The following is a 12,481-nucleotide window of genomic DNA, read 5'->3' as shown; positions in this document are numbered from 1 at the left end:
GGCGAACAATAGCACGCGCGACCTAAATCCATCTGCAAAAGTTTGACGGCAAGGGTATAAGACAGAAGACTTACTCAGCGCAACAAAACAATGATGCAAAAAAACTTTTGCTAAAGGATTTAACAAAAAGCAAAAGCCCCACGACTGTGGGGCTTTTGCTAGGGTCAAAACGTAAGAATTATTTCTTTTCGCAAGCCATGATTTTATAAACCACACCGGCCAAAGCCGCGCCAATCAATGGGGCAACCCAGAACAACCAAACTTGGCTCAATGCGCCAGTTTGCGCAAATACCGCAGCAGCCAACGAGCGCGCTGGATTCACTGAGGTGTTGCTCACAGGAATCGAGATCAAGTGAATCAAGGTTAAGCCAAAACCAATCGCAATCGGCGCAAAACCGGCTGGAGCACGCTTATCGGTTGCGCCCAAGATGATGATTAGGAACATAAAGGTCATGACGATTTCGCAGATTAGCACCGCAGTCATCGAGTAGCCGCCAGGAGACAATGCGTCAAAACCGTTGCTCGCAAAACCACCAGCAACGAAACCCGCTTTACCGCTGGCAATCGCATACAACACCGCCGCACCTGCAATACCACCCAAGACTTGTGCGCCCACATACGGTAGAAAATCTTTAGCTGCAAAACGTCCGCCAACCAATAAACCCAATGAAACCGCAGGATTCAAATGGCAACCCGAAATATGACCAATCGCGTACGCCATCGTCAACACGGTCAAACCAAACGCCAATGACACACCTACAAAACCAATTCCTAGCTCAGGGAAAGCCGCAGCCAAAACCGCGCTACCGCAACCCCCGAGCACCAACCAGAACGTACCAATAAACTCGGCCATCAAACGACTATTCAATGAATACATGACGTAATCCCAAAGCTATTTGCAAAAGAGCCCACATTATAATCACAGATCTATTGTAAGAATATGAATTGTAGCTAAGGTAGGCAGACCGAATCCAGCAGCCCCAAGCCACAATGACATGCATTACTGCTGTTGACTTAATCCATCGCTGAGCGACATTCGATACGCCCGCCAAGCCGGCACAATGCCGATCAAAGCACCTGCCAGCAAAGTCGCAACAATCAGCGCCCACTCCACTGCCGTTGGCGCATTGATTGTCAAATTAAAACTATACATTTCACGCAGTATTGGCCTGCAAACCATGATAAGTAAGTACAGCAGAGCAATACCCGATGCAATGCCAATACTCACTAAGAGCAGCGTTTCACCCATAACCAGCACGAAAATCTGCCAAGCGCGTGCGCCGACAGAGCGCAAGATCGCCATTTCGCGGCGACGTTCATTTAATCCTGTGAGCAAGGCCGTCAACATGCCGAGCAGCCCAATCACCATGACAAAAGCCGACACAACCAACAGCGCTTGCTCGGCAATTTTCATCAGCGCCCACAATTCCGACAGCGCCACGCCGGGCATAATCGCCATCAGCGTTTCGCCTTTGAATTGATTTGTTGCGCGCTGAAAACTGAATATCGACGTGCGCGATTTAAGACCAACATAAAACGCCGTAATCGTTGCGGGTGGCGGCACAGCGCGGTTTTCATCGGCGGCCAACACGCCGCTGCTGGATAAAAGCGAAGCACTACCCGATTCCCAACCTTCATGAATCGCCGTCAAGCCATCGAGGCTCACATGCACCGTATCGTCAATCGGCGTTCCGGTCGCAGCCAAAATACCGACAATGGTAAACGGCTGATCGGCGTGCTCCGTCAAAGCGCCATCACCGCTACCGTGCGCCAAGGTGATTTTCTGCCCTAGTCGATAAGCTAGCCGCTGCGCGACATTGCTGCCGAGCACCGCGTCATGCGTCTTAGCAAAGGCCTGCCCTTGGTTGAAAGCAAGAGCTTGATTATCGCCGAAGCGTAGGTGTTTAAAGTAATCCGTCGTCGTACCCAACACCGCAAATCCGTGATGGCTATCACCCAGCGACACCGGAATCGTCCACGCCACGCGCGGATCTTTACTCAGCGCTTGGTAGCTATCCCAGCCGATATTATTGGTCGCATTGCCAACGCGAAACACGCTGTACAGCAGCAATTGCACCGAGCCCGTGCGTGCGCCGACGATCAAATCAGTACCGCTCACCGTATTGGCAAAGCTATTTCTTGCCTCTGTCCGTAGGCGCTCAACGCCAACCAGCAGCAAGACCGACAAGGCGACCGTCAACACCGCCAGCGCGACCGTTAAACGGCGATTGAGCAAACTTTTCAGTGCAATTTTAAACATCAAGACTCATCCAAAAACTTTAAAAGCGGGGATCACGAAAAGCACGAAAAAATTCAAAATTGAAATTCAAAAAAACTTAAAACATGAGCTGATTAGCCAGCCTTCTCAGCAAGCCCATTGCATCATTCCGAAGAGGACCGAAATCTAGCGTAACGCTGATTTGACTATCGCTCTGGATACCGGCCTTCGCCGGTATGACGATTTACTGAGGTGGCTACATCTAACTCACCAAATCAAGCTTAATTACTAAGCTTGCAGGGTTCTTTTGCCCTTTTTTGCCTTTCGTTCGTGCCTTTCGTGATCCTAGGTTTTGATTTTTATTCTTGATTGACCAAGGCGGCGAGGTTGATTTCGCTTAGGCTGATGCTGCGATCAAACTGCACCGCCAATTGCGGATCGTGGCTGACTAAGAGCACGGCGGTTTGGTGCTCGTCGGCGCATTCGAAGAGTAATTTGATAAACGCCGCACGGCGATCTGCATCGAGCGCTGAAGTCGGCTCATCCGCAATCAAGATTTCTGGCGCACCGATGAGCGCCCGCGCCAAGGCGACGCGCTGCTGCTGGCCGACCGACAGTGAATTGACGGGTTGATGCAGATGCGAAGTGAGATCAAGCCTATCCAGCAAATGCAGCGCTTGCGCCTTGGGATTGCCCGCACGTTGGCGGCGGATTTTGGAAAACTGGCACGATAGCAGTACGTTATCGAGTACCGATAGATACGTCAGCAGATTAAATTGCTGGAACACATAGCCCAGATGATCGGCGCGAAATCGGTCGCGCTGCGGGTTTGAGAGCGCCGCTAGGTTTTGCCCCAGTATCGTCACTTGGCCGCGTTGTGGCGTATGAATGCCAGTCAAGATCGACAGCAGCGTACTTTTGCCGCTGCCGCTAGCCCCATGCAAAAACAGCCGCTCACCCTTGGCTAAACTAAACGCCGGAATATCTAAAGTAGGCTGCGCGGCGCGCGGCCATGTGAATTGCAAATCGACCAGCTCAATTAGCACCACGATCATCCTTGAAGAAAATTGAGCGCCCCACGCGCATTCGTCATTCCGGCGTAGGCCGGAATCCAGTAACACTGCATAAACATCGTGCTGGATACCGCCCTTGCCTTTAGGTACGCAGAGCGCCACCGGTATGACGATTTCAAGTCAATCGATCACTTCAAATCCAGTACTTGACCGGGTTTAAGTTTGAGCTGTTTCTGGCCTTTGTCCGTCACCAAATTCACCGTTAGGCCTTTAAAACCTGCAAAATTTTTCCACAGCGGAAGTTTGATTTGCGTTGGCATATTGCTGCATTCAAAAGCGTATTCAGCACTAATATCGCTGTGCTCGCCCTTGCTAAACGTTGGCATCGTTACAACTGGCTTGCTGCTTTTGCATTCGGCATTCGGCGCAAACAGATTGGCCGCAAATTGCAATTGCGCAGCGACATCTTTGACTTTGTTTTTCTCATAATCGCTTTTCGGCGCGCGCTCAAAACCCAGCAAATTATCCGCAGGGCTTTCTAACGTAATCAGCACTTTTTTGCCATCGACCACGACATCTATTTCAGCAGCACCGTGTACATGCGCACCATGATCCGCAGCGATACTCAGCGTATGTATTGACATAGCTGCCATAAAAAATAAAGCCTTCATTAAAATACCTCTTATTAATTTTTTATCAGATTCGGTGTTGCTAAATAAAATGCTGAGCCTGACTTGAGAGTCATTGATTTTCTGCTCACCATGGTCGCGCTAATGCCGCGCGGCACGGCATCAACACGTAATCCGAACAAGCCCTATTCAATTCATTATTAAAATAGCAATCGCTCTAAGCGAGCAACCTAAGCTCTAGTCCTTATGACTTATTTCGCCGCTTTATATTCCCGCACTTCGCTCGCCAGCATTTGATAGCCCACTTCCACATCGCTCGCGCCATCGGCTAGCGCTAAATTGGCTTTACTTGATTTAATCGCCAATTTGCCCGTCACCGTCACTGGCGTAAATAATTCGCCCTGCGGGAAACCATTAGGATATTGCACAACAATCATTTGATTCGGTGGCGGCGCTGGCACATGAATACACGCACCGATCACGGGCACGAGCAGAAATTCAGTCACTTTTTTTCCCTTGAGTTTCAGTGGCAATACATAGCCGCTTAGCTCAACGACTTGGCCGTTCAAACTCGGAATCATTTCTGTAACGCGTTTTTTCTCAAACGCTTCAATCTCGCCAATCAGAGGTTTAAGATCTTTGAAATCTTCTTTCAGTAATGTCGTGTCAGCACTGGTTAAGTTGCTGGCTTTCACTTTGCCGCCATCGACTTGCTGCTTGAGATCCAACTGCTGAATCGCGCGCATCAAACGGCTTTTTTGCTCTTGGCTCATACTCGCAATCGTTTTACGCAATACCGGCGCATCAGGCTGTAATTCCGGCCATTTCAACACCTTGGCATCCGCCGCAAACACCGAGCAAGTCAGAATACTCAACACAATCAGGCTCAATAAACGTGCAATCATCAGGGCTGCCCCACTATCAATAAGTGGCTGATTGTAACGAGCTTCGCCGTACAGATTCAAATATCTTTTGTGACGATTGCCATGCCGCGCCAAATCAGACCAGGCCACTGAATTTGCGCTGCGGCAATTTGCAATACTACTGAAACATTCAGAGATTACGATCAGCAATAAGTTGATTAGTTCAAAGACCAGCGATCAAACAAGCCTCATCATTGACAATCAATGTCACCAAAGCATGCAGTTTATCGATAAATACTTGCGGATATCGATAACTACTTAGTCAATTTTGTAAGGCGTAGAATATGACATCCAATTTGATTCTAAGGAAATATCCATGACCCGTCCTGAGAATGCTGAGAAAAAAACCGCCCATTCCAAAGTCAAGAAATCAAGCAAGAAAAAGCCCCTTGCCGAGCGCATGGCCGGCAAAAAGCCATTTGATTGGCTAAAAGTCGATAGCGCCGAAGCCGCCGCAAAATAATGCCGATAAAAAAGCCAGCATTGGCATCCCAAGCTGGCTTTAAAAATCAAGGCACCACAACACTCATTCTTTGCTCTAAAAACTATCCCAGATACACTTGGGATAGACTCTCTTTAGCCCAAAATTAAACCGTGCAACCCTCTGGCGTACAAAACGCCGCGCCTTCCGTTGCGGCATTCGCACTGGCTTGCGTAAGCTGGCTGCGAATAAATTGCACAAACTCAGCGGGTTTGCCCAAGTACGGCGAGATATCAATCACTTGCTGCACGCCTTGATTTTCCAGCACCAGCGATGGGAAACCGCGTAACTGCTGGCGATTCATTGCGGTTCGCGTCGCAGTGAAATGCGCATCGACTTTTGCGGCTTGTTCAGTCATTGCTTGCGCAAACGCCGCGCTTTCGAAACCCAACTCCACCGCCAAACTCAATAACACAGTGCCATCGGCAATGCGTTGCCCTTCGGCATAATGCGCATGTTGAATCCGCGCCAGCATCGCCAATCCGCGCTGCCCGATGCCTTCATCACCGCCGACATTCCAATCCATACCCGCAGCAGCTAAAATGGCCAAAGTCGGTGGCGTTGAATCAAATACGGCGCTTTCATCGAGCAACAAGCCATTAAAGTAGCCGTCGCCAAACGGCTGCCCAGTCAACGCAGCGATGCGTTGATCATGCGGCATCACGTAGTTGCGCAATGCGGGCGTCACAGTTTGCCGATTATCGCCGCTCATCATGCCACCAGCGTGTAATTGAATCGCCAACTCATTGCACTCGGCTGCCGCATGAATCAAGGGAGCAGCGGCATAGCACCAGCCGCAAAGCGGATCAAAGTAGTAATTAAGCAAAGGCTTTCTTGCTGCGTTGTCTCGCCTTGCCGTACTTGATGTACTGTCTGCGGCTTCGACGCCTTGCCATAAACCCTTTGCAGAAGTAGCAATTTTTACCATTTCATTTCACCTTTATTCACTTTCGCGCCAATATCCAGCGCCATACCCAAACCCGCATCCGGATAGGCTTTTTTCATGCTGGCGATCAGCTCAACGCTGTCTTTGGCCGCAGCAGCATTTTTCTCAAACGTTTGCAGATATTGCTTGGTATACGCAATATTACTCGCATCCAGTTTGCTACCCGCTTGCATATGACCCGGCACGACGACTTCAGGTTTCAGCGCCGCCATTTCATCGAGTTGAGCGATCCACAAGTTGCGTTCAGCTGCATTTTGCGTATCCGCCGTCCACACATGCAGACCGCCAAACACGCCGATATTGCCAGCGATGGTTTTGAGCGAAGGAATCCACACATACGGGCGGTGCGCCAACGGGCCTTTAGTACCGCGAATCTCGATTTTCTCACCATCCACCATCAAGGTGTCGCCCTTCAAAGCCGTTGGCAAAACAGGGGTTTTAGGTGCATTGGCGCCCATTTTCGGCCCCCAAAATGCCACTTTGCCGTCGAGCTTGCTGCTGATTTTTGCTAACACTGCAGGCGTAGCCACCACTTCAGCATTCGGGAACATTTGTTTTAAGACTTCAACGCCGAAGTAATAATCAGGGTCAGCTTGGCTGATAAAAATCGTTTTCAATTGCTTTCCGCTATCGAGCACATTTGCGCCAATTCGCAGCGCATCAGCGCGAGTAAAGCCCGCATCGATGACGATGGCTTCTTTTTCACCGTAGATCAGCGTTGAATTGGCATGAAAACTATTTCCATCGGCGTTATACACTTTCATTTGGAGCGGTTTAACTGCGGTTTCTGCTTGAGCATTAGCAAAAGTCAAAGCAAGGGTAGCAGCGAGTAAAGTAGTGCGAAACATGGTGTAACTCCGTTCGGTGTTTGATTAAAGTGACGCTAGTGTAGTTGCATGAAACGAACGGATAAATAGACTAAACTGCGCATGATTGTTGCAATATTCGAGCATATAGATAAAAAGCTCCTTTGCATGAATTGGGGTTGATGCTGTGCTGCGATGATTGAGCTGGGGCTTAAAAACCCCGTCCAAGCACACCGAGCACGAAGAAAGACAAACAGTTTCATCGTTTGGCTTTCGCCACGCGAGGGAACCGCGGAGCGGGGTGCGCCTCGGGTCGCCTTTCTTTGCTTCTTTCTTTGGCGACGCAAAGAAAGAAGTCCCCGTCGCGGATTGCGACACCAAAACACCGTGCCGCAGGCACTTATAAACACAGAGCATAGGCAACAACATGGATCGACTCACTGCAATGCGGGTATTTAGCGAAGTGGCGCACAGCGGCAGCTTTAGCGCCAGTGCGGATAAGCTCGATATGTCGCGCGCGATGGTGACGCGCTATATCGCCGAGCTAGAGCAATGGTTGGGCGCTCGCCTGCTGCAACGTACGACGCGGCGCGTAACGCTGACCGACGCTGGGGAGAACTGCCTGCGGCGTTGCCAGCAAATGTTGGCGCTGATGGAAAACGTCGAGGAAGAAACCGCCAGTCACGATGGCGAGTTGCGCGGCCAATTGCGCCTCACCAGCAGCATGTCCTTCGGCCATGCCCATCTTGCGGCAGCGATTAGCGATTTTTTGGCGCTGCATCCGCAGCTCAAAATTGATCTCAATGTCAGCGACGCTGCGGTGAATTTGGTTGAGGCGCGGATTGATTTGGCGATCCGCATTAGCAGCGAACCTGATCCGATGCTGATTGCCCGCCCTTTGGCGCGCTGCGATTCCGTACTGGTCGCATCAAGCGAGTATTTGGCTGCAAGCGGCGCACCAAAAGATCCAGCCGCGCTTACCCAGCATAGGTGTCTGAGTTACGCTAATTTTGGTAAAAGCGTTTGGCGCTTTTCGCGCGGCGATGAGGCCACACAAGTCGGCGTCACCAGCCGTTTCAGCGCCAATGAAGCCACCGTATTACTACACGCGGCGCTCGCAGGCGGCGGCATCGCACTGCAACCGACTTACCTTGCCAATCCCTACATCCAAAGCGGCGCACTGCAAATCGTACTGCCTGATTGGCAAGTCCCCGCAATGACCATCTACGCCCTCTACCCCTCCCGCCGCCACCTCTCCCCAGCGGTACGCGCGCTGCTGGATTTCTTGGTGGGGCGGTTTGCGGGGGTGGCGTGGTAAAAGCAAATCAAAATAATTAGGCTCTTATGGCATAAATAAAAAACTACATTCCAAGTACGCTTTGGCCAAAATTAACTCTAAGGTCAATTTTGAAATGGATAAAAATCAATGCAAGCGCATTCTCAATTGACCTTTTGGAGTCGACTGAGCTGATGCATGTGGACATGGTTGCGTGAGCAATATCATTTCGTTTTTTTCGTGTTTTTTCTACTTCATTAAAAAGAGTAGGCTTGATCTTTCCGCGTTTCTTCAACTCATTTATTTTGTCACAAGCATAATCACGCTTATTTCTTTTTAATTGATTCGTATAAATATCACTCACAATCGACTCAGTAACGAACCACGACAAAACCAAAGAGTGATCTAGCGCCGAGTTCTTATATTCCGCTAGAGATTTTGCCAGAAATGAAAGATAAATAATTGTAGATTTATTCTTTACAGCATTTGAAAACAGCACCTGAACTGCAAGTAAAGCATCTCTAGAAACGATCCTTCGCATTATAAACCTAGGATCAAACTCTATTGGGCACGCTACTGAATGCATATTCTTATAACGGCATTCAAATAAATTTGAAGCGCCACTTTTAGGTAGATAGCCAATTAATAACTTTCCGCACTGAAGTTCATCAACAAACAAATCTCGATTATTTACTATCTGCAAATGAAAGTAGCTAAATTGATCCACTCTATCCGCCTCACAACAAAAAATTAAATTCAATGCATTGATGTAATTAAGGATTAACTTCAACTTCTGAATTGTATCTTCAAACTCAGGCCGCAATTGATTCGTACTATATTTTTCATCACGGCTAATGCTGATCAAGCCATCTCGTGAAAATTCTACTGTGTATTCATCCTGATTAAATGAATACACAATTTCTGACATTGAAGCAGAAAACTCTTCCGAAGTAAGGGAAAGATCAACCGCATTAATCGCCCAGTATGGCTGAGCTGGGTAAAAGCTATATTTTACTGTTTGCATAGTGGCCATAAATTTTTTATTTATTTCTGCATCATACCTTAAGAAATACGGCACAAATTAATGAACACCCTTGCTCAGCTTACTAAGTTGAACTGAATGAAATGAATCCAAACGTTTACTGCGGTTTTTTTGATCGCTTGAATCTCGTACGTTGGGCTTCGCTTCGCTCAACGCCAACCTACCACTGCCGCTTTTCTAGAATTATAGGTTGGCGCTGAGGTACGAAGCCCAACAAGCCACAGCGCAGTGGGTATAGTCATAAATAGCCTATTGAATGAGGCCTGCATCAATATACCTAAATTAACACGTTGAAATATCCACCAGCGCTACCCACCAATACGCTACGCCAACATAGCCCAGCGGCGATACACCCGCTTGTAAAGACGTACCAATTAGCGTACGCCACCTCTAGCCACTCTAAGAGGGAATCATCATGCAAATGCTCAGTGCCAGCGAGGCGCGTGCGAATCTTTATCGGCTGATCGATGAAGCAGCGGACAGCCACGAGCCGGTCGTGATTACTGGCAAACGCAATAATGCGATCTTAATTTCTGAGGAAGACTGGTCGGCGATTCAAGAAACGATGTTTCTGCTGTCGGCACCCAATATGCGCGAGTCGATTCGTGAAGGCTTGGCGACGCCGCTTGAGCAGTGCCGCACAGAATTAGGCTGGTGACTTGGGCGCTGATTTATACCAAGGCGGCGCAAAAAGATGCGCTAAAAATTGCCGCCTACGGCTTAAAAGAAAACGCCAAAATGCTGTTGGCGGCGCTTGCTGAAAACCCGCTGCAAAACCCGCCACCGGATAAAAAACTGGTCGGCGATCTAGATGGTGCGTATTCCCGTCGGATTACATCGTTTGGTGTATCAAGTGCTCACAGAAGCGCGCACCGTCAAAGTATTAAGAATGTGGTCGCATTACGAATAAATGCAGAACCAGTATGGGTCTCATATTCTATGCAAAAAAGCCTTGAAAAACACCTTAGAAATCGAGGCTATTCTCAAGGCGGCGGATGGATCAACGGCGTTTAAGCTTGCGCATTCAAAATACGCTGCGTGTGTCGAGCGATCATTAACTCTTCATTAGTCGGAATCACCCAGACTGATGTCCGGCTGTTTGCGGTGCTGATGCGCGGTGCGCCCGCAAGATTGGCGGCGGTATCAAGCTCGACGCCCTGCCACGCTGCGGCTCGGCAAACTCGCTCGCGAATCGCGGCAGAGTGCTCGCCAATACCGGCGGTAAATACCAACGCATCCAGTCCGCCCATCGCAGCAGCGAGTGAACCTAACTCACGAGCAATGCGATAAATAAACAACTCAACTGCAAATTGTGCTTTGGGATCAGCAGAATCGAGTAGCGTACGCATATCGCTGGAAATCCCCGAAACCCCGAGCAAACCTGACTGTTGGTACAGCATTTTCTCGATCGCGCGGGTGTCCATTTTCAGTTCGTCCATCAAATAGAGAACGACACCGGGATCCAAATTGCCGCAGCGCGTTCCCATCGGCAGGCCGTCAACAGCAGTGAAGCCCATTGTACTGGCCACGCTCTGCCCATTTTGCATCGCGCACATGCTGGCGCCGTTCCCTAAATGCAAAACAACGGTGCGGCCTTGCGCGGCTTGAGCATCATAATCTGGCAAAACAGAGGCAATATATTCATAGGAAAGCCCATGAAAACCATAGCGCCGTACGCCGCGCTCAGAAATCTCGGCCGGAAGTGCAAAGGTTTGCGCCACTGCGGGCTGGGCGCAATGAAAGGCGGTATCAAAGCAGGCCACTTGCAGTAGCTCAGGGCGCTTTTCGAGCAAAGTACGGATGGGTGTTAGATTGTGCGGTTGATGCAAAGGCGCTAATGGAATCAGGCGCGCTAAATTTTTAACCGTGTCAGCATTCAAAGCCACTGGCGCAGCATAATCGACACCGCCATGCACCACTCGATGACCGACCGCGACGAGTTGATGCTCGCCCAATTGTTCACGCAGGAAAGCTGCTAAATAATTAATCCCACCATCGTGGCCGAGTTGCTCACCCTGCTCCCAGTGCTTTTCATTCATCAAATCGCCAGCGGCGTCTTTGGCCTTGAAGCGCGGTGAAGTGTAGAGCCCTTCGAGTTGACCACCCAGAAGCACATTCAAGACATCGCCTTGCTCAAGGAAAACCGAGAATTTGATGCTGGATGAACCTGCATTCAGAACTAAAATCGCCTTACTCATCACACCCCCACTTGGCTTGAATTGACTCGGTTCGCTTCGGCGACCAAGGCCGCAACGGCACAAGACGCTAAGCGGGTCATCACCGAGTCGGCACGACTAGTCAGAATAATCGGCACTCGCGCGCCCAAGACAATCCCAGCCGCATCGGCACCGGCCAAAAAGGTCAGACTTTTCGCCAACATATTGCCGGACTCAAGATCGGGCGCTACGAGGATATCGGCAACACCGGCAACAGGTGAGTCGATTTTTTTGATCTGGGCAGCCTTCAAATTGATCGCATTGTCTAATGCCAATGGGCCATCGAGAATGCCGCCCGTAATTTGCTTGCGATCTGCCATTTTGCACAGCGCAGCCGCTTCGACTGTGGATGGAATATCAGGATTCACCGTTTCCATCGCCGACAAAATCGCCACCTTCGGCTCAGCAAAACCCAGTGCGTGCGCCAGATCGATGGCGTTTTGCACGATATGCACCTTGTCTTTCAGCGTCGGGATGATATTGATCGCGGCGTCGGTGATGATGATCGCCCGATCTAAACTCGGCACATCCATAATAAAAGCATGGCTGATACGGCGTGCAGTTCGTAGCCCCGTGGCACTACGTACTACGGCCGCCATCAGCTCATCGGTATGCAAGCTGCCTTTCATTAGCAGCGCCGCTTTGCCTTCGCGAACCAATTGCACCGCCATCTCTGCCGAAGCTTGGCTATGCGGCGCATCGACCAATTCAAATCGCGAAATATCCAGCCCAAATTGCGCCGCCACCGCTTCTATTTTTCCACGCGGGCCGACCAATATCGGTTGCAAAATTCCGATTTCAGCGGCCTCGACCACGCCGCGCAGCGAGCTTTCGTCGCAAGGATGCGCCACCGCCGTTGCGGCTGGAGCTAACGCTTTGCAGCGGGCAATCAACTGCTCATATTTCTCGTGTTTGCGTTCCATAGCGCTCC

The 12,481-nt window shown here is 49.9% G+C and carries 14 protein-coding genes; 4 read left to right on the top strand and 10 right to left on the bottom strand.

Annotated elements, in window-relative coordinates; genetic code table 11:
• Positions 1 to 178: 178 nt before the first annotated feature.
• The 5 genes from aqpZ to Q320_RS20640 all read right to left on the bottom strand — a co-directional run bounded on the left by aqpZ (position 179) and on the right by Q320_RS20640 (position 4,765).
• Positions 179 to 877, bottom strand: coding sequence for an aquaporin Z (gene aqpZ, locus Q320_RS0106030; RefSeq protein WP_027468258.1), 699 nt, complete (start codon positions 875 to 877; stop codon positions 179 to 181).
• 123 nt (positions 878 to 1,000) lie between these two features.
• On the bottom strand, positions 1,001 to 2,260 hold the full coding sequence (locus tag Q320_RS0106025) for an ABC transporter permease (RefSeq protein ID WP_027468257.1): 1,260 nt from the start codon (positions 2,258 to 2,260) through the stop codon (positions 1,001 to 1,003).
• Positions 2,261 to 2,577: 317 nt separating this feature from the next.
• Entirely contained in the window at positions 2,578 to 3,393 is an 816-nt protein-coding gene (locus Q320_RS0106020) for an ABC transporter ATP-binding protein (RefSeq protein ID WP_211251181.1), read from the bottom strand.
• A gap of 26 nt (positions 3,394 to 3,419) precedes the next feature.
• Complete coding sequence (locus Q320_RS0106015) at positions 3,420 to 3,884, bottom strand: ZrgA family zinc uptake protein (protein WP_169734437.1); 465 nt, start codon at positions 3,882 to 3,884, stop codon at positions 3,420 to 3,422.
• A 227-nt stretch (positions 3,885 to 4,111) separates the two neighbouring features.
• Positions 4,112 to 4,765 carry a DUF3299 domain-containing protein gene (locus Q320_RS20640; RefSeq protein ID WP_156938998.1) on the bottom strand — a complete coding sequence of 218 codons (654 nt, stop codon included), beginning with the start codon at positions 4,763 to 4,765 and terminating at the stop codon, positions 4,112 to 4,114.
• Positions 4,766 to 5,099: 334 nt separating this feature from the next.
• Here Q320_RS20640 and Q320_RS21505 point away from each other — a divergent pair, with 334 nt between their 5' ends.
• Positions 5,100 to 5,246: a hypothetical protein gene (locus Q320_RS21505; RefSeq protein ID WP_156938997.1), complete on the top strand. Its 147-nt coding sequence runs from the start codon at positions 5,100 to 5,102 to the stop codon at positions 5,244 to 5,246.
• A 124-nt stretch (positions 5,247 to 5,370) separates the two neighbouring features.
• On the opposite strand, the gene Q320_RS0106000 is transcribed toward Q320_RS21505, so the two are convergent.
• Complete coding sequence (locus Q320_RS0106000; RefSeq protein WP_245590973.1) at positions 5,371 to 6,192, bottom strand: DsbA family protein; 822 nt, start codon at positions 6,190 to 6,192, stop codon at positions 5,371 to 5,373.
• Entirely contained in the window at positions 6,186 to 7,058 is an 873-nt protein-coding gene (locus Q320_RS0105995) for an MBL fold metallo-hydrolase (protein WP_027468253.1), read from the bottom strand. The genes Q320_RS0106000 and Q320_RS0105995 overlap by 7 nt, the downstream gene beginning before the upstream one ends.
• A 385-nt stretch (positions 7,059 to 7,443) precedes the next feature.
• On the opposite strand from Q320_RS0105995, the gene Q320_RS0105990 reads away from it, so the two are divergent.
• Positions 7,444 to 8,334 (top strand): LysR family transcriptional regulator, encoded by an 891-nt coding sequence (locus Q320_RS0105990; protein ID WP_027468252.1) that lies wholly within the window; start codon positions 7,444 to 7,446, stop codon positions 8,332 to 8,334.
• A 43-nt stretch (positions 8,335 to 8,377) separates the two neighbouring features.
• Here the strand turns inward: Q320_RS0105990 and Q320_RS0105985 are convergent, their stop codons facing one another.
• Complete coding sequence (locus Q320_RS0105985) at positions 8,378 to 9,325, bottom strand: hypothetical protein (RefSeq protein WP_027468251.1); 948 nt, start codon at positions 9,323 to 9,325, stop codon at positions 8,378 to 8,380.
• Between the two features lie 424 nt (positions 9,326 to 9,749).
• On the opposite strand from Q320_RS0105985, the gene Q320_RS0105980 reads away from it, so the two are divergent.
• Positions 9,750 to 9,992, top strand: coding sequence for a type II toxin-antitoxin system Phd/YefM family antitoxin (locus tag Q320_RS0105980; RefSeq protein WP_027468250.1), 243 nt, complete (start codon positions 9,750 to 9,752; stop codon positions 9,990 to 9,992).
• Positions 9,989 to 10,348: a type II toxin-antitoxin system RelE/ParE family toxin gene (locus Q320_RS18690; protein WP_211251180.1), complete on the top strand. Its 360-nt coding sequence runs from the start codon at positions 9,989 to 9,991 to the stop codon at positions 10,346 to 10,348. Before Q320_RS0105980 ends, Q320_RS18690 begins: the two co-directional genes overlap by 4 nt.
• On the opposite strand, the gene Q320_RS0105970 is transcribed toward Q320_RS18690, so the two are convergent.
• Both Q320_RS0105970 and Q320_RS0105965 read right to left on the bottom strand, forming a co-directional pair.
• Entirely contained in the window at positions 10,345 to 11,532 is a 1,188-nt protein-coding gene (locus Q320_RS0105970; RefSeq protein ID WP_027468249.1) for an acetate/propionate family kinase, read from the bottom strand. The two genes, Q320_RS18690 and Q320_RS0105970, sit on opposite strands and share 4 nt — an antisense overlap.
• Positions 11,532 to 12,473 (bottom strand): phosphate acetyltransferase, encoded by a 942-nt coding sequence (locus Q320_RS0105965; protein WP_027468248.1) that lies wholly within the window; start codon positions 12,471 to 12,473, stop codon positions 11,532 to 11,534. The genes Q320_RS0105970 and Q320_RS0105965 overlap by 1 nt, the downstream gene beginning before the upstream one ends.
• Positions 12,474 to 12,481: the final 8 nt, after the last annotated feature.

The organism is Deefgea rivuli DSM 18356, assembly GCF_000620145.1.
Classification (GTDB): Bacteria; Pseudomonadota; Gammaproteobacteria; order Burkholderiales; family Chitinibacteraceae; genus Deefgea; species Deefgea rivuli.
This window is presented reverse-complemented; position numbering and strand designations above follow the sequence as displayed.